The organism is Desulfuromonas sp. CSMB_57, assembly GCF_020194955.2.
Classification (GTDB): domain Bacteria; phylum Desulfobacterota; class Desulfuromonadia; order Desulfuromonadales; family Syntrophotaleaceae; genus JAFCIY02.
Genome location: NZ_JAFCIY020000030.1, coordinates 1 through 18,256, shown reverse-complemented (window position 1 = coordinate 18,256; position 18,256 = coordinate 1). Strand labels below are relative to the sequence as shown.

At 63.1% G+C, this 18,256-nt stretch carries 22 protein-coding genes; 1 reads left to right on the top strand and 21 read right to left on the bottom strand.

All coding sequences use genetic code 11. The features are described 5' to 3' along the window. Positions 1 to 139 precede the first annotated feature (139 nt). From nusB to JQN68_RS09185, 17 genes are all read right to left on the bottom strand, one after another. Positions 140 to 613, bottom strand: a complete 474-nt coding sequence (gene nusB / locus JQN68_RS09265) for a transcription antitermination factor NusB (RefSeq protein WP_283775481.1) — start codon at positions 611 to 613, stop codon at positions 140 to 142. A gap of 6 nt (positions 614 to 619) precedes the next feature. Continuing rightward, the gene (ribH, locus tag JQN68_RS09260; RefSeq protein WP_225073477.1) at positions 620 to 1,084 is read right to left on the bottom strand and encodes a 6,7-dimethyl-8-ribityllumazine synthase; all 465 of its coding nucleotides are present in this window, start codon (positions 1,082 to 1,084) and stop codon (positions 620 to 622) included. Between the two features lie 36 nt (positions 1,085 to 1,120). Next, positions 1,121 to 2,326: a bifunctional 3,4-dihydroxy-2-butanone-4-phosphate synthase/GTP cyclohydrolase II gene (locus JQN68_RS09255; RefSeq protein WP_283775480.1), complete on the bottom strand. Its 1,206-nt coding sequence runs from the start codon at positions 2,324 to 2,326 to the stop codon at positions 1,121 to 1,123. A gap of 33 nt (positions 2,327 to 2,359) precedes the next feature. Next, positions 2,360 to 3,010: a riboflavin synthase gene (locus JQN68_RS09250; protein ID WP_225073476.1), complete on the bottom strand. Its 651-nt coding sequence runs from the start codon at positions 3,008 to 3,010 to the stop codon at positions 2,360 to 2,362. Then, positions 2,995 to 4,107, bottom strand: coding sequence for a bifunctional diaminohydroxyphosphoribosylaminopyrimidine deaminase/5-amino-6-(5-phosphoribosylamino)uracil reductase RibD (gene ribD / locus JQN68_RS09245; RefSeq protein ID WP_225073475.1), 1,113 nt, complete (start codon positions 4,105 to 4,107; stop codon positions 2,995 to 2,997). Before ribD ends, JQN68_RS09250 begins: the two co-directional genes overlap by 16 nt. Before the next feature lie 22 nt (positions 4,108 to 4,129). Then, a complete protein-coding gene (nrdR, locus tag JQN68_RS09240; protein ID WP_225073474.1) occupies positions 4,130 to 4,603 on the bottom strand; it encodes a transcriptional regulator NrdR in 474 nt (157 codons plus the stop codon). A 4-nt stretch (positions 4,604 to 4,607) separates the two neighbouring features. Next, positions 4,608 to 5,075: a deoxycytidylate deaminase gene (locus JQN68_RS09235; protein WP_225073473.1), complete on the bottom strand. Its 468-nt coding sequence runs from the start codon at positions 5,073 to 5,075 to the stop codon at positions 4,608 to 4,610. Then, on the bottom strand, positions 5,076 to 6,326 hold the full coding sequence (gene glyA / locus JQN68_RS09230; protein WP_225073472.1) for a serine hydroxymethyltransferase: 1,251 nt from the start codon (positions 6,324 to 6,326) through the stop codon (positions 5,076 to 5,078). Positions 6,327 to 6,484: 158 nt separating this feature from the next. Further along, positions 6,485 to 6,940, bottom strand: a complete 456-nt coding sequence (gene rpiB / locus JQN68_RS09225; protein ID WP_225073471.1) for a ribose 5-phosphate isomerase B — start codon at positions 6,938 to 6,940, stop codon at positions 6,485 to 6,487. A gap of 11 nt (positions 6,941 to 6,951) precedes the next feature. Next, positions 6,952 to 8,184: a beta-ketoacyl-ACP synthase II gene (gene fabF, locus JQN68_RS09220; protein WP_225073470.1), complete on the bottom strand. Its 1,233-nt coding sequence runs from the start codon at positions 8,182 to 8,184 to the stop codon at positions 6,952 to 6,954. A 256-nt stretch (positions 8,185 to 8,440) separates the two neighbouring features. After that, positions 8,441 to 8,674 (bottom strand): acyl carrier protein, encoded by a 234-nt coding sequence (gene acpP / locus JQN68_RS09215; RefSeq protein ID WP_225073469.1) that lies wholly within the window; start codon positions 8,672 to 8,674, stop codon positions 8,441 to 8,443. Positions 8,675 to 8,740: 66 nt separating this feature from the next. Beyond that, complete coding sequence (gene fabG / locus JQN68_RS09210) at positions 8,741 to 9,496, bottom strand: 3-oxoacyl-[acyl-carrier-protein] reductase (protein ID WP_225073468.1); 756 nt, start codon at positions 9,494 to 9,496, stop codon at positions 8,741 to 8,743. A 6-nt stretch (positions 9,497 to 9,502) separates the two neighbouring features. Continuing rightward, the gene (gene fabD / locus JQN68_RS09205) at positions 9,503 to 10,417 is read right to left on the bottom strand and encodes an ACP S-malonyltransferase (RefSeq protein WP_225073467.1); all 915 of its coding nucleotides are present in this window, start codon (positions 10,415 to 10,417) and stop codon (positions 9,503 to 9,505) included. 35 nt (positions 10,418 to 10,452) lie between these two features. Further along, a complete protein-coding gene (locus tag JQN68_RS09200) occupies positions 10,453 to 11,433 on the bottom strand; it encodes a beta-ketoacyl-ACP synthase III (protein ID WP_225073466.1) in 981 nt (326 codons plus the stop codon). 16 nt (positions 11,434 to 11,449) lie between these two features. After that, positions 11,450 to 12,478, bottom strand: a complete 1,029-nt coding sequence (gene plsX, locus JQN68_RS09195) for a phosphate acyltransferase PlsX (RefSeq protein ID WP_225073481.1) — start codon at positions 12,476 to 12,478, stop codon at positions 11,450 to 11,452. A gap of 30 nt (positions 12,479 to 12,508) precedes the next feature. Beyond that, positions 12,509 to 12,685, bottom strand: coding sequence for a 50S ribosomal protein L32 (rpmF, locus tag JQN68_RS09190; RefSeq protein ID WP_225073465.1), 177 nt, complete (start codon positions 12,683 to 12,685; stop codon positions 12,509 to 12,511). Positions 12,686 to 12,769: 84 nt separating this feature from the next. After that, entirely contained in the window at positions 12,770 to 13,327 is a 558-nt protein-coding gene (locus tag JQN68_RS09185) for a YceD family protein (protein WP_225073464.1), read from the bottom strand. Between the two features lie 216 nt (positions 13,328 to 13,543). Between JQN68_RS09185 and mazG the strand changes: the two genes are divergently transcribed. Continuing rightward, positions 13,544 to 14,401, top strand: coding sequence for a nucleoside triphosphate pyrophosphohydrolase (gene mazG, locus JQN68_RS09180; protein WP_225073463.1), 858 nt, complete (start codon positions 13,544 to 13,546; stop codon positions 14,399 to 14,401). Between the two features lie 296 nt (positions 14,402 to 14,697). On the opposite strand, the gene mobA is transcribed toward mazG, so the two are convergent. From mobA to JQN68_RS09160, 4 genes are all read right to left on the bottom strand, one after another. Next, on the bottom strand, positions 14,698 to 15,306 hold the full coding sequence (gene mobA, locus JQN68_RS09175) for a molybdenum cofactor guanylyltransferase (RefSeq protein WP_225073462.1): 609 nt from the start codon (positions 15,304 to 15,306) through the stop codon (positions 14,698 to 14,700). A gap of 31 nt (positions 15,307 to 15,337) precedes the next feature. After that, positions 15,338 to 16,144: a formate dehydrogenase accessory sulfurtransferase FdhD gene (gene fdhD, locus JQN68_RS09170; protein WP_249621131.1), complete on the bottom strand. Its 807-nt coding sequence runs from the start codon at positions 16,142 to 16,144 to the stop codon at positions 15,338 to 15,340. Between the two features lie 25 nt (positions 16,145 to 16,169). Then, complete coding sequence (locus tag JQN68_RS09165) at positions 16,170 to 17,324, bottom strand: cysteine desulfurase family protein (RefSeq protein WP_225073878.1); 1,155 nt, start codon at positions 17,322 to 17,324, stop codon at positions 16,170 to 16,172. Positions 17,325 to 17,395: 71 nt separating this feature from the next. Further along, entirely contained in the window at positions 17,396 to 18,013 is a 618-nt protein-coding gene (locus JQN68_RS09160; protein ID WP_225073877.1) for an LbetaH domain-containing protein, read from the bottom strand. Between the last annotated feature and the right edge of the window lie 243 nt (positions 18,014 to 18,256).

Genomic DNA, 18,256 nt, shown 5'->3' with positions numbered 1-18,256 from the left:
GGCTGAAGGCTGAAGTCCGAAGGCTGAAGTAAATTCTAAACCCAGTCCATCCCGCATTGCATTCAGTGTTCAGTGTTCAGCCATTAGCTTTTAGTCTTCAGTCTTCAGTCTTCAGTCTTCAGTCTTCAGTCTTCAGTCTTCAGCCTTCAGCCTTCAGCCTGCACTTAGCTATCTTGTCCAGAATACCGTTGACGAAGGCCGGCGTGTCCTTGGTCCCGTAGCGCTTGCCGATTTCCACCGCTTCGTTGATGGCCACGCTGGCGGGGACATCGGGCTGGAACAGCAGTTCGAAGGCCGCCAGGCGCAGGATGGCCAAATCGACGCGGGACATGCGTTCCAGGGACCAGTTGGTGGAATATTCCTTGATGGCCTCGTCCAGTTGCGGCCGATGGGCGGCGACGCCCCGCACCAGTTCCTCGGCAAACCGCACCACGGTGATGGGCAGATTGTCCCACTCTTCTTCGAGGGGTTCCCCCAGCACATTGTCCTGGAAACGGAAATGCCCCCAGAAGGTGCCCAGGACATCGTCCACACTGCCCTCCGGGGCGTGGTCGAGGCTGTAAATGATCTTCACGGCCAGTTCCCGGCCGCTGCGACGTACACCGATGGACATAGACCCTCAGAACTGCTGCAGGAGATTGACCATCTCGATGGCGGTGACGGCGGCCTCGGCGCCCTTGTTGCCGGCCTTGGTGCCGGCGCGTTCGATGGCCTGCTCGATGGTATCGGTGGTCAGCACGCCGAAGGCGACGGGCAGGCCGCTGTGGAGGGACACGGCCGCCACGCCCTTGGAAACCTCGGCGCAGACGTAGTCGAAATGGGGGGTGGAACCTCGAATCACCGCGCCGAGACACACGATGGCGTCGTAGCGCCCGGTGGCGGCCAGGCGCTGGGCGGCCAGGGGGATCTCGTAGGCGCCCGGCACCCGCACCAAATCGAGGTCCCCGGCGGCGGCGCCATGCCGGATCAGGGCATCCATGGCCCCTTCCACCAGGCGCTCGCAGATGAAGCTGTTGAAACGGCTGACGACGATGGCGAACTTGCGCCCGCTCGCATCGAGTTTTCCTTCAAAGGTCGTACCCATGTCTGATCTCCTGGTGCGCCGCGTCGCGGTGAGCGGCTAAAGATTTTCCAGCAGGTGGCCCATCTTTTCCCGCTTGGTCTGCAGATACCGGATATTGGAGCAGGTCGGCGGCATCTCCACCGGCACCCGTTCCACCACTTCCAGGCCGTACCCTTCCAGGCCGACAATCTTTTTCGGGTTGTTGGTCATCAGCCGGATCTTGCGCACGCCGAGATCAAGGAGGATCTGGGCGCCGATGCCGTAATCGCGCAGATCGGCCTTGAAGCCGAGGGCTTCGTTGGCCTCCACCGTGTCGCAGCCCTGGTCCTGCAGGGCGTAGGCGCGCAGCTTGTTGTTGAGGCCGATGCCGCGCCCTTCCTGGCGCATGTAGATGATGACGCCGCAGCCCTCCTCGGCGATCTGGCACATGGCGGCGTGCAGCTGATCCCCGCAATCGCAGCGCATGGAGCCGAACACGTCCCCGGTCAGACATTCGGAATGGACCCGCACCAGGACCGGTTTGGCCGGGTCGATGGTGCCCTTGACCAGGGCCAGGTGCTGGGCCTTGTCCACCTCGTTTTCGTAGCCGATGGCCATGAACTCGCCGCCGTAGGCGGTGGGCATGAGGGTTTCGGCGGCGCGCCGGACCAGGGTTTCGTTGCTCATGCGGTAACGCACCAGGTCGGCGATGGTGACGATCTTGAGGTCGTGGCGGGCGGCGAACTCCTCGAGTTGCGGCAGGCGCGCCATGGTGCCGTCGTCGTTCATGATCTCGCAGATCACGCCGGCCGGCTTGAGACCCGCCAGGCGGGCCAGATCGACGGAGCCTTCGGTCTGCCCGGCGCGCACCAGCACGCCGCCCTTTTTGGCCCGCAGGGGGAAGACATGTCCCGGCCGCGCCAGATCCCGGGCGCCGGATTCGTCGGCGATGGCGACCTTGATGGTGGTGGCCCGATCGGCGGCGGAAATGCCCGTCGATACTCCGCGCCGGGCCTCGATGGAGACGGTGAAGGCGGTGCCGAAGGAGGACGTGTTGTCCTGCACCATCAGCGGCAGATTCAGGTAGTCGGCGCGCTCCTCGGTCAGGGACAGGCAGATGAGCCCCCGCCCTTCGCGGGCCATGAAGTTGATGGCCTCGGGCGTGACCAGTTCGGCGGCCATGGCCAGATCGCCTTCGTTTTCGCGGTCCTCGTCATCCACCAGGATGATCATTTTGCCCTGACGGATATCTTCCAGTGCGGCTTCGATATTGGCTTTGATCATGCATTCCTCCCCTTGCGGTAGCCTGGTAATATGTCACAGAAAGCCATGCTTGGCAAGGAAATCGAGGCTCAGGCCGCCGGCGCTGGCCGCGCCGCCGGCCGGCTGCAGCAGACGTTCCACATACTTGCCCAACAGATCGGTTTCGATGTTAACCCGATCCCCCACCCGGCGCTCCTGCAGGGTGGTTTTCTCCAGAGTGTGGGGAATGACGGCCAGATGCAGGCGGTTTTCCCCGACGGTATTGACCGTCAGGCTGATGCCGTCCACCGCCACGGAACCCTTTTCCACCAGGTAGCGCACCAGTTCCGGGGCGACCTCGATGGCGAAACGGATGGCGTTCTCGTCCTTGCGCCGCTCGACCAGGGTGCCGACACCGTCGACGTGACCGCTGACCAGGTGCCCGCCGAGACGATCGCAAAGCCGCAGGGCACGCTCCAGGTTGACCCGCCGGCCGGCGGTAAGGGACCCCAGATTGGTTCGCTGCAGGCTTTCCGGCGACACATCGGCACTGAACTGGCCGCCGCCGAAGCCGACCACGGTCAGGCAGACGCCGTTGACGGCAATGCTTTCGCCCATTTCCAAATCGTCCATGGGCAGGGCGGTGGCGACGGTGAGCCGTCCCGCGGCACCCTGCTTTTCCAGCCGGCGCACCGTGCCCAGATCCTGAATCAGTCCTGTGAACATACCTGCACCTCGGCTTCGATGAGCAGATCGTCGCCGACCTGCTGAACCCGCATCTCTCGCACCCCCCGCGCCTCGGCCAGGCGCTCGACGCCGCGCCCGGCAAAGATGCCGAAGCCGTCAGCGCCGCCCACCACCTTGGGCGCCACGAACAACATCAGCCGATCCACCAGGCCGGCTTCCCAGCAGCCGGCGTTGAGCCCGGCGCCGCCTTCGAGCAGAATGTGCTGCAACCCGCGTTCGCCCAGCAAGCGGGCCAGGGCGGTCAGATCCACCCGGCCGGCGCGCTCCGCTACCACCAGGATCTCGGCCCCGGCACGACGCAGACGGTCGACCTGGTCCGGCGCGGCCTGTGCCGTGGTGGCAACCAGGGTCGGGGCCGCGGAATCCAGCTGCAGCAGGGCCGCCTGTTCCGGCAGGCGCAACCGGGAGTCGACCACCACCCGCAGCGGGTCGCGGCCGCCCTCGGGCAGCCGGGTGGTCAGTCGCGGATCGTCCCGCAGGGCGGTGCCGATGCCGACCATGATGGCATCCACCCGATCCCGCAGGCGGTGCACCCATTCGCGACTGGCGGGTCCGCTGATCCATTGGGAATCGCCCCTGGAGGTGGCGGTTTTGCCGTCCAGGGTGACGGCGCTTTTCAGGGTGATGAAGGGCAGACCGCTGACGATATGCTTGGCGAAGGGGGCGATGAGCCGCCGGCATTCGGCGGCCAGCACGCCGCTTTGCACGGCGATGCCGGCGGCGGCCAGGCGCCGCAGGCCGCAGCCGGCCACCCGCGGGTTGGGATCCTCGGTGCCCACCACCACCCGGGCCACGCCGGCGGCCAGGATGGCCTCGGTGCAGGGACCGGTGCGGCCCTGGTGATTGCACGGCTCGAGGGTGACGTACAGGTCGGCGCCGCGCGCCGCCTCGCCGGCTTCGCGCAGGGCGAAGATCTCCGCATGGGGCTGGCCGGCGGCGGGATGAAAACCCTCGCCGACGATGCGGCCGTCCCGGACCAGCACTGCGCCAACGGCCGGGTTGGGCCGGGTGCGGCCTTCGCCGCGCCGGGCCAGTTCCAGGGCCCGGGCCATGTAGTGTTCGGCTGTCAGGCTCATGCCGGCGCCTTCTCCCGCCACCTCAGGCTTTTTCCTGGCCGCCGCCCTGGGCGAGAATATCCTTGAGCTCGGCCATGAATTCGTTGATATCCTTGAACTGCCGGTAGACCGAGGCAAACCGCACATAGGCCACCTGATCGAGGCCGTGCAGGGCCTCCATGACGGCCTCGCCGATACGGCTCGATTCGACCTCGCGCTCGCCGCTTTCCTGCAGTTGCCGCTCGATGTGGTCGACGATTTTTTCGATGGTGGCGATGGAGACCGGCCGCTTTTCGCAGGCCCGTTGAATGCCGGCGATAACCTTGAGACGATCGAAGGGTTGGCGGCGGCCGTCCTTCTTGACCACCAGGGGCAGGGCTTCCTCGACCCGCTCGAAGGTGGTACAGCGCCGCTCGCAGCGGGAGCACTCTCGCCGCCGCCGAATGGCGTTGCCTTCCTTGTTGAGACGCGAATCGACCACCCGCGTATCGGGATAGCCGCAAAAGGGACATTTCATGCCGTTACCCGGCCCTTTCCGCCAGCAACTGGGCCAAGGCCTGCACCGCCACGCCGGCTTCCTGCAACATCTCCAGGGCCAGATCGTCCGGATAGCCCTCGAGGTAGACCACCTGCCGGATGCCGGCATTGATGATCATCTTGGCACAGATGACACAGGGCGCATTGGTGCAGAACAGGGTCGCGCCGCTGATGTTGGTGCCGTGCTTGGCGGCCTGGACGATGGCGTTCTGCTCGGCGTGCAGGCCGCGGCACAGTTCGTGCCGCTGTCCGGAAGGAATATTATGTTGGTTCCGCAGACAGCCGGTTTCGGTGCAATGCCGCAGCCCGGACGGCGAACCGTTGTAACCGGTGGCCAGGATATTCCGATCCTTGACCAGAACCGCACCCACCTGGCGGCGCAGGCAGGTGGCGCGACGCGCCACCAGGCGGGCGATTTCCATGAAATATTCTTCCCAGGACGGGCGTTCCATCTACTTCAGCCGGTGGGCGTAGAGGGGAAACTGCAGGCACAGGGCCTTGACTTCCTCGCGAATCGCCGTCAGGGCGGCCTCGTCTTCCATGGCCCGCAGAGCGCGACCGACCCAGGCGGCGACCTGCTGCATCTGCGCTTCACGCAGCCCGCGGGTGGTGGAGGCCGGCGTGCCGAGGCGGATGCCGCTGGTGACAAACGGCGAGCGGGTCTCGAAGGGCACGCTGTTCTTGTTGACCGTGATACCGGCTTTTTCCAGGGCTTTTTCTGCCATCTTGCCGGTGGTTTCGGTGCCGGAGAAGTCGACCAGGATCAGGTGGTTGTCGGTCCCGCCGGAAACCAGGTTGAACCCTTCCTGCTTCAGGCACTCGGCCAGCACCCGGGCGTTCTTGATCACCTGCTCGGAATAGACCTTGAACTCGGGAGTCAGGGCCTCCTTGAAGGCCACCGCCTTGGCGGCGATGACGTGCATCAAGGGTCCGCCCTGGATCCCGGGGAAGATGTTGGCGTTGATGGTCTTGGCGTATTCCTCCTGGCAGAGGATCATGCCGCCGCGCGGCCCACGCAGGGTCTTGTGGGTGGTGGTGGTGACGAACTCGGCATGGGGCACCGGGCTGGGATGCAGACCGGCGGCCACCAGGCCGGCAATATGGGCCATGTCGACCATGATCTTGGCGCCGATCTGGTCGGCTATCCGCCGGAAGGCCGGAAAATCGATGGTGCGCGGATAGGCGCTGGCACCGACCACGATGAGTTTCGGCTGGTGCTGCAGGGCCAGTCGCTCGACTTCTTCGTAATCGATGTAGCCGGTGTCCTGCCGCACGCCGTAGGAGACGATATTGAACAATTTGCCCGAGAAATTCACCGGCGAACCGTGGGTCAGGTGGCCGCCGTGGGCCAGGTTCATGCCCAGCACCGTGTCGCCGGGGTTGCAGACCGCGAAATAGACCGCCATGTTGGCCTGGGAACCGGAATGGGGCTGGACGTTGGCGTGCTCGGCGCCGAACAGCTGCTTGGCGCGCTCGATGGCCAGTTCCTCGGCGATATCGACCATTTCACAGCCGCCGTAGTAGCGCTTGCCCGGATACCCTTCGGCATATTTGTTGGTCATGACCGAACCCTGGGCTTCCATGACCGCTTCGCTGACGAAGTTTTCCGAAGCGATGAATTCGAGATTGTACTCCTGGCGTTCGGTTTCGCTGCGGATGGACGCGGCGATTTCCGGATCGAACTGGGCAAGTTGCTGATACATGGTCAACGGGCCTCCGTATTTATGGGATGAAAAGGGTCGTGAATTGATGGATGGCCGTCCCCTCGCCCGGAGAAGTCGGGCCAGAGCGGAGACGGCAGGGTCGAGCCGAAAGGAAAGCCAAAGGGCAAGCCGCTGGCTTGCCCCGGGTTTCCGGCGAATCAGAGGCGTCCGGCCTGGACGTCCTCTTCAATCTGCTTGATCTTGTCCAGGCGTTGCTGATGGCGCCCGCCCTCGAAGACGGCATCCAGCCAGATGCCGACCATGCGACAGGCCGTGTCCGGACTCTGGACCCGCCCGCCCATGACCAGCACATTGGCATTGTTGTGTTCCTTGGCCATGCGGGCGGTAAATTCATCCCAGACGAGAGCCGCCCGCACGCCCGGGAACTTGTTGGCGACGATGGACATTCCGATGCCGGTGCCGCACAGCAGAATGCCGCGCTGGGCCTCGCCGCACGACACCGCGCGGCCGACCTTTTCGCCGAAATCGGGGTAATCCACCGAGTTGCCGTTGTCCGTGCCGAGATCCCGGCAGGCCAGGCCGCGCTCGGCCAGGCAGGCCTTGATGGCTTCCTTCAGATCCAACCCGCCGTGATCGCTGGCGATGAAAATCATGACCTGACCTCTCAAACCTTGCGAAACAGCAGGGTGGCGTTGGTGCCGCCAAAACCGAAGGAGTTGGACAGGGCCACGCGCACCGGGGCCTGCCGGGCTTCATTGGGCACATAATCCAGATCGCATTCGGGATCCGGTTCCTCGTAGTTGATAGTCGGCGGCACTTCATCCCGGTGGATGGCCAAGGCCATGAAAGCGGCTTCCAGGCCACCGGCGGCGCCCAAGGCGTGGCCGGTCATGCCCTTGGTGGAACTGACCATGAGCTTGCGGGCATGATCACCGAACACGGTCTTGATGGCCATGGTTTCATAGAGATCGTTGAAGGGCGTCGAAGTGCCGTGGGCATTGATGTAATCGACCTCTTCGGGAGCGATGCCGGCATTGCGCAGGGCCATGGCCATGCAGCGGGCCGCACCCTCGCCGCCCGGGGCGGGCGCCGTCAGGTGATAGGCATCGCCGGTCAGGCCGTAGCCGCAGACCTCGGCATAGATGCGGGCGCCGCGCGCCTTGGCCGCTTCGAATTCCTCGAGCACCAGGATGCCGGCACCTTCGGACATGACGAAACCGTCGCGCTGCTTGTCGAAGGGACGGCTGGCGCCGCGGGGATCGTCATTCCGGGTCGACAGGGCGCGCATGACGGCAAAGCCGCCGACGGCCAGGGGGGTGATGGTCGATTCGGTACCGCCGGCGATCATGGCGTCGGCATCGCCCCGTCGGATAATCTGGTAGGCGTCGCCGATGGAATGGGTGCCGGTGGCGCAGGCCGAGACGGAAGACAGGTTGGGCCCCTTGGCACCACAGCGCATGGAGATGTGGCCCGGCGCCAGGTTGGTGATGAGCATCGGGATGAAGAACGGCGAGATCTTCTTGTAGCCGCCCTCCAGATAGGCTTCATGGTATTTTTCAATGGTCGGCAGACCGCCCAGCCCGGCTCCCACCAGCACGCCCACGCGCTCGGCGTTGGCGTCGGTGATCTGCAGGCCGGAATCCTTCAGCGCCTCGTCGGCGGCACCGATGGCAAATTGAATGAAGAGATCCATTTTCTTGATCTCTTTTTTGTCGATATAATCCTCGGCGTTGAAGTCCTTGACTTCGCCGGCAATCCGGGTCGGCAGGTCGGAGGCGTCGAACCGGGTGATGGGTCCTATTCCGGATTGTCCCTGCAGCAGGGCCTGCCAGTTCTTCCCCGTCCCGGTGCCGAGGGGGGAAACCACTCCAATACCCGTTACAACGACTCTTCGCATGATTCTGATTACTCCTCCGGATTTCGGGCCGGACGCACGGGTCGTGGTAGGTGGACCGTATCGGCCGACGCACATCACCGCGCGACCCATGCCATCGGCCATCGGCCAGTTTGCCAGCTCCCGGGTGTCAACCGCACGCCATACCGCGCCGGTTAAAATATGTCCCGGAAATGCTATGGATCAACTCATTAATCTTGCTGCAAATTCTGGGGAGGAAACGCCCTGCCGGCGTCCACCTCCCCGGGGCCTGCATGGATCAGGAATTTTCGCTGATATAATCGATGGCGTCCTGAACCGTCTGAATCTTCTCGGCGTCTTCATCGGAAATTTCGATATCGAATTCCTCTTCCAGCGCCATGACCAGTTCTACCGTGTCCAGAGAGTCGGCACCCAGATCGTCCATGAAGGACGCGTCACCGGTCACCTGTTCCTCGTCAACACCCAGCTGTTCAGCAATAATCTGTTTGACTTTTTCCTCGATAGAAGCCATTTGCTTCACCTCCTTGTTTGGTTCGGCCCGGTGACGGCACCGGACAGAATGAATCAACCACTCGGGTTACATGTACATGCCGCCGTTCACCCCGAGCACCTGCCCGGTGATGTAGGCGGCCTGGTCGGAGGCCAGAAAAACCACGGCGGCGGCAATATCGTCGGCTTCGCCGAAGCGCCCCAGGGGAATCTGGCCCAGCAACTCTTCCTTGACCTTGTCGGACAGCACCTCGGTCATGTCGGTAACGATAAACCCCGGCGTCACGGCGTTGACGGTGACATGGCGTCGTGCCAATTCCCGTGCCATGGACTTGGTGAGACCGATGAGACCGGCCTTGCTGGCACAGTAGTTGGCCTGCCCGGCATTGCCCATCTCGCCCACCACCGAGGAGATATTGATGATGCGGCCGCAGCGCTGCTTGGTCATGATCTTGGCGGCCGCGCGGCTGCAGAGAAAGGGTCCTTTGAGGTTGGTTTCCAGGACCGCGTCCCAATCCGCGTCCTTCATGCGGACCAGCAGGGTGTCCCGGGTAATGCCGGCGTTGTTGACCAAAATGTCGACCTGGCCGAAGCGCGCCAGGGCCGTTTCGAACAGGTTTTCGACGTCCTCCGTCCGGGCGATATCCGTCGGCACGGCCAGGGCCTCGCCCCCCGCCGCCGCGATTGCCGCCGCCAGGTCGTCCAAGGCGGACTGGCTGCGGGCCGACAGGACCACCCGGGCGCCGGAAGCAGCCAGCTTGAGGGCGATGGCGCGGCCGATGCCGCGCGATGCGCCGGTCACGACGGCGACTTTATCCTTGAGCAGACCGGTTTGGTTGGACATGTTCCCTCACAATGTCTTGAGGCCGGCGCAATCCTCGACGTTCTGCACCTCGACCCCTTTGACAATTCGTTTGATGAGACCGGACAGCACCTTGCCGGGGCCGATCTCGATGAACCGCTCGACCCCCTGGGCCGCCATGACGGTAACCGATTCGTCCCAGCGCACCGGAGCGCAGACCTGCCGCACCAGCAGTTCGCGGACCTTGCCGGCATCGCGGTTGGGGACGGCCTCGACGTTGCTCACCACCGGGCACAGCAACTCGCCGATGGTCACCCGGCCGAGCACTTCGGCCAGACCATCGGCCGCCGGCTGCATGAGCGGACAATGAAAGGGGGCGCTGACCGGCAGCGGCAGGGCGCGCTTGGCGCCGCGTTCCCGAGCCAGGGCCATGGCCCGTTCCACCGCCGTCAGATGGCCGGCGATGACCACCTGGCCGGGGCTGTTGAAATTGGCCGGCGCCACCAGTTCATCCTGGGCTGCTTCTTCACATACCGCCGTCAAAGCGGCATTGTCAAGGCCCATGATGGCCGCCATGCCGCCGACGCCGACGGGAACCGCCTGCTGCATGAAGGTGCCGCGCTGCCGGACGATGCGCACCGCATCGCCGAAGGCCAGGCCGCCGGCACATACCAGGGCCGCATATTCGCCCAGGGAATGGCCGGCGACAAAAGCCGGTTGCAGACCGGTCTCAGCCTGCACGACGCGCAGCGCAGCGATGCTGGTGGCGACGATGGCCGGCTGGGTATTGGCGGTCAGTTGCAGCTCCTGTTCGGGGCCCTCGAAGCACAGTCGGGCAATATGGAAACCGAGGGCTTCGTTGGCTTCTTCGAAGGTCTGCCGGGCGACGGCGAAATTATCCGCCAATTCCTTGCCCATGCCCGGATATTGGGAACCCTGACCGGGAAACACGAAGGCCGTCATGATAGATCCTTTCCGGTTCAGAAGGCGGTCTCGTGCTACCAGCGCACCAGAGCCGCTCCCCAGGTAAAGCCGCCGCCGAAGGCGTTAAGCAGCACCAGGTGCCCGGGCTGCAACCGCCCGCTGCGATGTGCTTCGTCCAGAGCGATGGGAATGGATGCCGCCGAGGTGTTGCCGTAACGGTCGACATTGATCATCACCTTTTCGGGCGGCAACCCAAGACGTTTGGCGGTCGCCTCGAGAATCCGCTGGTTGGCCTGGTGGGGCACCAGCAGATCCACATCCGCCACCGTCAACGACTGCGCCTCCAGGGCTTCCAGCGCCACTTCCGAGAGGCTGCGCACGGCGACCTTGAACACCTCGTTGCCCTGCATGCGGATAAAGGGATGTTCCGGATTGCGGCTCTGGTCGCCGGCGGGATTGCGCGATCCGTAGCCCAACTGGTACAGCAGCGGCCACTGGCTGCCGTCCGAGTGCAGATGACAGCCGAGCAACTGGCCCGCACCTTCCCCCATTTCCAGGACCACGGCGCCGGCGCCGTCCCCGAACAGGATGCAGGTGCTGCGATCCTGCCAGTCGACGATGCGGCTGAAAATCTCCGCCCCGATGACCAGGGCCCGGCGCGCGGTGCCGGCCCGCAGAAAGCTGTCGGCGGTGGACAAGGCGTAGAGAAAACCGCTGCAGGCCGCGGAAATATCGAAGGCTGCGGCCCGGGTGGCCTGCAGTTGATCCTGGACCAGGCAGGCCGTCGCCGGCCAGCTCAGATCCCCCGTTACCGTCGCCACCAGAATCAGATCGATATCGGCGGCCTCCAGACCGGCCATGGCCAGGGCCTGGCGCGCGGCTCCGCCGGCGAGGTCCGAGGTATATTGCCCCTCCGCGGCGATGCGCCGTTCGCGAATGCCGGTCCGCGTGACGATCCATTCATCGTTGGTATCGAGGGTCTGCTCCAGTTCGGCGTTGGTCAGTATCCGCTCCGGCAGACAGGACCCGGTCCCGATGATGCGTGACTGCTTCATGACTGTGGATACGTTCCTAGCCCAGCCCGGAAGCCGATTCCGAAGGTTCGCAATCCTCCGGACCAGCCATCTGAGCGACCAGGCGATCGTTGAGCCCCCGGGCCACCGACTCCCGCGCCAACCGGATGGCATTCATGATGGCCTTCGGATTGGAGCCGCCATGACAGATCATGCCGGTACCCTGGATACCCAGCAGCGGAGCGCCGCCGTATTCGGCATAATCGACCTTGCGGGCAAAGCTGCGAAAGGCCGGACGGGCCAGCAGATAGCCGAGCTTGGCCCAAAACCGGCGGCCGATTTCCTGCCGAAGCATGCTGCGCAACGCCTCGCTGAGTCCTTCGGCGACCTTGAGCACCACGTTGCCGACAAACCCGTCACAGACCACAACATCGACTTTGCCGTTAAAAACATCCCGCCCCTCGACAAACCCGATATAGTTGAGGGCGGATCCTTTCAGGGCCTGGTGGGCGGCGCGCACCAGATCGTTGCCCTTGCACTCCTCTTCGCCATTGGAAAGCACGCCGACCCGCGGGCTTTCCTTGCCGAGGATGGACTTGGCGTAAATGGCACCCATGGTGGCGAACTGCACCAGGTTGAGGGGTTTGCAATCGACATTGGCACCGCTGTCCAGCACCACGGTCTGGCTTTGCAGATTGGGCATGATGGTGGCGATGGCCGGTCGGTCGATACCCGGAATGCGTTTCAGAAGAAACATGCCCACCGCCATGGTCGCGCCGGAATTGCCGGCGCTGACCACGGCTTGCGCCTCGCCGCTGCCGATCAGCTCGAAGGCAACGCGCAGGGACGAATCCTTCTTCTTGCGCACGGCATCAGAGGGCGCGTCGTGCATGCCGACGACTTCACTGGCATGGCGGACGGCGATATCCAACCCACGGATGTCATGGCGCTGCAAACACTGTTCGACCCGCTCACGATCGCCGACCAGAATAATGGGTATCCGGTACCGTCGGGCCGCGGCAACCGCCCCTTCCACCTCCACGTCCGGGGCATTATCCCCGCCCATGGCATCAACCGCAACAACAATACGCTTGCTCAATCGGACGCCCTTTTCGAATTATTTGGGTTCAACGACGTCCTTGCCCTTGTAGCTGCCGCAACTCGCGCAAACGCGGTGGGGTTGCTTGGGCTCCTTGCACTGCGGGCAGACGGAGATGCCGGGCGCGGCCAGGGCATCATGGGCGCGGCGCATGTCGCGTTTGGACTTGGAGGTCTTTTTCTTGGGTACGGCCATGATTCAAACTCCTTTTACAAGCGGCCCCCGGCCGCAATGTTCGTCTGTATCCGTTACAGGGTTACAAGCCAAACGGATAACGGGCTATGGTTTTCGGACCTTGAAATCCTTCAAAACGGCAAATTTGCCTGTGGGCTCGGGCGGACCGCATTCGCATTGCCCTGCATTGAGATCCGCACCGCAATTCGGACAGAAACCCCGGCAGGCCTCCTGACACAAGGGCTTGTAAGGCATGGCCAGGACCACCTGCTCCTGCAGCGCTTCGATCAGGTCGATCTCTTCGCCGTCGAAGGGAATGAGTCCCACCCGCTCCGGTTCGACCTCCGCCCCCTCTTCGTCCTCGAAACCCTCCAGGGAGGGCATCTCCTCGACGAAGGCCAGCTCGAAGGGCACCTCCAGATCGCTGTCGAATTCCTTCAGACAGCGACTGCAGGCCAGTCGCAGCCGGGTTCGCAGGGTGCCGGTGATGGCGACCACACCGGAAGTGCGCTGGGCTCTCAGACACACGGTCAGAGGCTGCAGAAAGCTTGCCTCCCCCTCCTCGACCATCTCGGCGAGAACCGGAAAGTCCTCCACGGGCTCGACAAATTCGAGGCTCAGGCCTTCAGCTTTGATATCTTCGACCCGAACGCGCAACTCCATCCTCCATCCGCTTTTGGGCATTCCGCCACAGGTAAGCGGGTAGTATAAAGAGTGGCCTTCTTTTGTCAAGTGAAAAGCAGGCCGGGAAAAATGCGCCCGGCCAGGCTTTTTACTAGCTCATTATGGGGTGCAATGCAAGGAATAAATGGTTGCCACAGATTGCCTTTTGGGCGCTTTCGGGCTAAAAGAAGACCAGCACACCATACTGGAGGATCCATGTCCAAAATCGATGCCGATCCGGCCTTGAAACGTCTCGTACAGATCATGGCCACCCTGCGTTCGCCCGAGGGCTGCCCCTGGGACGCCCGCCAGACGCCCCACAGCCTGAAGGCCTGTCTGTTGGAAGAAACCTATGAAGTACTGGATGCCATCGACCGCGGCTCGCCGCAGGAAATCTGCGAGGAACTCGGCGACCTGTTGTTGCAGGTGGTGTTTCAAGCACGGATTTTCCAGGAACGGGGGCAGTTCGACCTGACCGACGTCATCACCGGGATTGCCGATAAACTGGTCCGGCGCCACCCCCATGTATTTGCGGCCACGCCGGTGACGGGAGAGGGAGATCTGTGGCGCCAGTGGGAAGCCATCAAGCGCGGTGAAAAGCCGGCGGCGAAGGGCCCCGCATCCCGTCTCGGCGAACTGCCCAATCATCTGCCGGCCCTGTTGGCCGCCTGCAAACTGGGTGAGCGGGCCAGCCGGGCCGGATTCGACTGGACCGAGGCGGGTCAGGCTTTCGCCAAGGTACACGAAGAACTGAAAGAATGCGAAGAAGCGTTCCGGCGCGGCAACCAGGATGAACTGGCCGGCGAAATCGGCGATCTGCTGTTCGCCGCGGTGAACCTGGGACGCTATCTGCAGATCGATCCGGAGGATGCCCTGCGTCAGACCGGCCGCCGTTTCACGCGCCGCTTTCAGCACCTGGAAGGGCAACTGCGCCAAGACGGGCGGGAGGTGCAGGATCTGGATATGGAGGAACTGCTGCTGCTCTGGCAGGCGGCCAAAAAATCCTCGGAAGGGCACATTGCAGACCTGGAAGGGTCCGGGATCCGTCCCGATCATCCCGCCCGACAAGGATGACCTCGCCGCACCCACAACAAAAACATCGGTGCATCAGGTAGATGGCGGCCTTTTCCACATCTTCTGTGCAAAGCCTGTGGACAACCCTGTTGAAGAACCGCCGGGGCTGCCCGTAAACAGTCACTTTACCATTCTGCCCAAAAACTAGACACCATATAAAGATCAATCTTTTCAGGAACTTAAGGAATGCAAGGGCAAAATTTCGTTATTTTTAAAATATATAACGAATTTCAGAAGGGAAAAGGTGGAAAAGGTAGGGAGAAAGCCCGGCGGAGCGCCGCATCCAAGCCGTTCCTTCAGCCCCCGGCCTGCTGCACGCCCTGATCCCGCCATTTCTCCAGATCCTGACGGGTATTGAGATTGAGGAACATTTCCCAATCGGCGCTGAAGCGCAATGCATCCTCTTCAGGGATATAGCAGGCATCGTGCTCGGCAATGAAGCGGAACAGAGAATGCCGGCCCTGGGTTAGATAAGTTTCGATGTCGGACACCAGACTGCGGGCGTAGAAGGCATTGAAGGGTTCGAGGCGATCAGCGCGACGGGTCACGCAGATTTCCGCGTTGGTAAGGCTCATCCGCCGGTGCATATAGCGGACATATTCCAGGTGGATATAGGGCATGTCGCAGGCCAACAGGTAGACATGGCGGGAGCGGGCCGTCTTGAGGCCGACATGAATCCCGCTCAGGGGTCCCTGTCCGGGGATTTCGTCGCTGACCACGGTAAACCGGCTGTCGGCGTAAAACTCCGGGCGGTTGGTCACGACGATGACCTGGTCGAACAGCGACGACAGGGTTTCGCCGTGGGAGTGGAGCAGATAGGAGTTGGCACGCCGCAGAAACTGCTTGTCGAATCCCATGCGGCTGCTCTTGCCGCCGGCCAATATGACTGCACTGCCGAATTCCATGCCCTCTCCTTTTTCCCATCAATCCCGCGTTTCAATCCTGCCGCAGGCATGAAAAATTGGTATAGACGTTGAAACGCCCGCCCCGGGCGAAACCGATGAGGGTCATGCCCAACTGTCCGGCCTGCTCGATGGCCGCGCTGGTCGGGGCCGAGCGGGACACGATGACCGGTATTCTCCGTCGGGCAACCTTGGCCACAATCTCGGAGGAAATCCGCCCGCTGGTCAGCACCATCTTATCATGCAACGGCATTCCGGCACGCATGGCCTGGCCGAGAATTTTATCCAGGGCATTGTGCCGCCCGATATCCTCCTCGAAAATCAGGATATCCCCTTCCTGGGCCAGAGCGCAACTGTGTACGCCGCCGGTGTTACGGAACAGCTCCGACTCCTGGTTGAACTGTTTCATCAATTCCAGAACATCCGCGGCCCGGATCGGCAGGACCGCCTCGATGGGTCCCGCTCCGCCGCCGAAATCGGCCACATAGAGCATGGAGCGACCCTTGCCGCAGGCCGTGGTCACGGTGCGTTGCGCATACAGGCGATCGCCGGACAGCAGATAGGCATCGTCGCCGCGCAGCCGCACCCGGGCCAGCTTGTTCTCGACATCCACGGCTACGCTCTCCAGGTCCTCCAGGGAACGCAGCACCCCCTCCGAGAACAGGAAGCCGACCACCAGGTTCTCCAGGGAACGCGGCGTACAGAGCAGGGTGATGAACTCCTTATCGTTGACGCGGATGGTCAGATCGTACTCGGTGGCCACCACATCGTCCGCCTCGGCGAGCTCGCCATGGCGATATTGCAGTACGGAACAGGTACGAAATTCCTTGTTCTCTTCCATGGCAGACATTTTCCTTATACCGGCTTCAATCCAGAAAAACCGGCGCTGCGGCAATGCCGGCGCACAGCATTTCCGCTACCCCGGCATCCTGTACGGCCCGTCCCAGGCCGAGCCGGATGGTCTGATAGCACTCCTCGTCGCTCAGGCCGATGGCCTTGAGCACATGGGACGGCTCGGGCTTGGCCGTGGCACAGGCGGAACCGGCAGAAAAGGACACGCGATCCTTGAGCAACTGGATCAGGGCGGCCGCCTCCACGCCGGGCAGGGTCAGGCTCAGGTTGCGCGCCAACCGGTGCTGCGGAGAACCGTTGCGCCGAATGGCGGGAAAGGCTTGTTGCAGCCTGGCGAAAATAGCCGCGGCCAGCTTGTCCAGTCGGCGATTTTCCTGTTCCATTTCGTCCCTGGCGATACGCAGGGCGGCAGCCATGCCGACGATGCCCGGCACGTTCAGGGTGCCGGAGCGAAGGCCCATTTCCTGGCCGCCGCCGAACAAGATGGGCTGTAGAGGAATGGTCGGTTCGGTCCCGCGTCGATAGAGCGCGCCGACGCCCTTGGGACCGTAAAATTTGTGAGCGGAGAAGGACAGAAAATCGACCTGCAGGGCCTCGACCTCCAGGGCTTCATGGCCGACGGCCTGGGCCGCATCGCAATGGAACAGCACCCCGGCCTCCCGGCACAGCTGACCGATCTCCGCCAACGGCTGCAGCGTGCCGATTTCGTTGTTGGCCGCCATGACGGAAACCATGAAGGTGTCAGGACGCAGGGCCTGGCGAAGCGCGTCGGGATTTACCCGACCCCAGGCATCCACCCCGACCCGGGTGACCTGCGCACCCTGGGCGGCAAGGTAATCGAGGGTTGCCAGCACCGAGGGATGCTCGATGGCGGTGGTAATGAAGTGCTGCTTTTGCCCCGATGAAGCCCGCCAACTGCCGATCAGGGCCAGGTTGTTGGCTTCCGTGGCCCCGGCGGTGAAGAGGATGTCCCGTGCCTCGATACAGCCGAGGCAGTCGGCGATGGTTTGCCGGGCCCGATCCACGGCGGCGCGGGCCGCGGCGCCGTGGTAATGCTCGGGACTGGACGGGTTGCCGCTCTGCTCGCCGAAATAGGGCAACATTTCCTCGAGCACCCTGGGCTCCACGAAGGTGGTGGCATGGCTGTCGAGATAGATGGGAATACTCACGCCCGGAATCCTGAAAAGAAAAACGGGGGAGGCGTCCGCCAAGGCGAACCGCCCTCCCCCATGCATTCGCATCAGCCCTTCTGCGCCGCCAGGTAACCCTTGGCGAGGGCGGTGTTGACATGCACCACGCCCTTGTTCAGGGTCCGGAAGGGATAGTCTTCCGTAACCACGGGCAGCTCATCGGCCTGCTGCTGGGTGCGGATGACGGAACCGGCCGGCACATAGCGGCCGTCGGCCACGGTCACGCCCATGACGATGGCGCCCGGCTCGAGGACGCAGCCCTTGCCGACGCGGGACTTGAACACCAGCACCTTCATGCCGACAAAGGTGTCGTCCATGACCACGGACGGCCCGTGGATCTGGACCTGATGAGCCAGGGACACGCGCTTGCCCACGTAGACGGCATACTTCTTCCCATCCACTTCCATCAGGTTCTTCTCGATGGGCTCGCCGTTCATTTCCGTTTCCAGGGCATGGATGACCACGCCGTCCTGCACGTTGGCGTCATCGTCCACGCACAGGGGCTGTCCCTCGTCACCGCGCACCGCGGCACTGGGGGAAACCATGACGTTCTTGCCCAGGATGACGTTGCCGATGACGGCCGCCAGGGGATGCACATAGGCCGTCGGGTCGATGACGGGTTCGGAAACCTTGCCGCAAAAATCAGCCAATACGTTTTTTTCGATCATGACTGCCTCTCCAGATGCTCATTATGACAGTGGGGCCTTCAGACGAAGGCCCCACTGAGGTTGCTGCGTTAAAAACCGGTTACCTGAAACAATCCCGCTTACTGACCCGAAACGGCCGGCTTGGCGGCGCGGTAATGGGACACATGCTGCGGGCGCTTGAACATCAGGGTGACGAAGAAACCGGCGATGAGCAGACCGGCGGCGATCTTCAGGGGCGGACCCGGCACGGTGAACTTGGCGAAC

Excerpts from the sequence above, each read along its gene's own strand:
- ribH (WP_225073477.1), bottom strand. The coding sequence starts at position 1,084 with ATGGGTACGACCTTTGAAGGAAAACTCGATGCGAGCGGGCGCAAGTTC.
- mazG (WP_225073463.1), top strand. The coding sequence starts at position 13,544 with ATGTCCAAAATCGATGCCGATCCGGCCTTGAAACGTCTCGTACAGATC.
- JQN68_RS09255 (WP_283775480.1), bottom strand. The coding sequence starts at position 2,326 with ATGATCAAAGCCAATATCGAAGCCGCACTGGAAGATATCCGTCAGGGC.
- glyA (WP_225073472.1), bottom strand. The coding sequence starts at position 6,326 with ATGTATCAGCAACTTGCCCAGTTCGATCCGGAAATCGCCGCGTCCATC.
- mobA (WP_225073462.1), bottom strand. The coding sequence starts at position 15,306 with ATGGAATTCGGCAGTGCAGTCATATTGGCCGGCGGCAAGAGCAGCCGC.
- ribD (WP_225073475.1), bottom strand. The coding sequence starts at position 4,107 with ATGAGCCTGACAGCCGAACACTACATGGCCCGGGCCCTGGAACTGGCC.
- JQN68_RS09250 (WP_225073476.1), bottom strand. The coding sequence starts at position 3,010 with ATGTTCACAGGACTGATTCAGGATCTGGGCACGGTGCGCCGGCTGGAA.
- fabD (WP_225073467.1), bottom strand. The coding sequence starts at position 10,417 with ATGACGGCCTTCGTGTTTCCCGGTCAGGGTTCCCAATATCCGGGCATG.
- fabG (WP_225073468.1), bottom strand. The coding sequence starts at position 9,496 with ATGTCCAACCAAACCGGTCTGCTCAAGGATAAAGTCGCCGTCGTGACC.
- nusB (WP_283775481.1), bottom strand. The coding sequence starts at position 613 with ATGTCCATCGGTGTACGTCGCAGCGGCCGGGAACTGGCCGTGAAGATC.
- rpmF (WP_225073465.1), bottom strand. The coding sequence starts at position 12,685 with ATGGCCGTACCCAAGAAAAAGACCTCCAAGTCCAAACGCGACATGCGC.
- rpiB (WP_225073471.1), bottom strand. The coding sequence starts at position 6,940 with ATGATTTTCATCGCCAGCGATCACGGCGGGTTGGATCTGAAGGAAGCC.
- fabF (WP_225073470.1), bottom strand. The coding sequence starts at position 8,184 with ATGCGAAGAGTCGTTGTAACGGGTATTGGAGTGGTTTCCCCCCTCGGC.
- acpP (WP_225073469.1), bottom strand. The coding sequence starts at position 8,674 with ATGGCTTCTATCGAGGAAAAAGTCAAACAGATTATTGCTGAACAGCTG.
- nrdR (WP_225073474.1), bottom strand. The coding sequence starts at position 4,603 with ATGAAATGTCCCTTTTGCGGCTATCCCGATACGCGGGTGGTCGATTCG.
- JQN68_RS09235 (WP_225073473.1), bottom strand. The coding sequence starts at position 5,075 with ATGGAACGCCCGTCCTGGGAAGAATATTTCATGGAAATCGCCCGCCTG.
- JQN68_RS09200 (WP_225073466.1), bottom strand. The coding sequence starts at position 11,433 with ATGAAGCAGTCACGCATCATCGGGACCGGGTCCTGTCTGCCGGAGCGG.
- JQN68_RS09160 (WP_225073877.1), bottom strand. The coding sequence starts at position 18,013 with ATGATCGAAAAAAACGTATTGGCTGATTTTTGCGGCAAGGTTTCCGAA.
- JQN68_RS09185 (WP_225073464.1), bottom strand. The coding sequence starts at position 13,327 with ATGGAGTTGCGCGTTCGGGTCGAAGATATCAAAGCTGAAGGCCTGAGC.
- fdhD (WP_249621131.1), bottom strand. The coding sequence starts at position 16,144 with ATGGAAGAGAACAAGGAATTTCGTACCTGTTCCGTACTGCAATATCGC.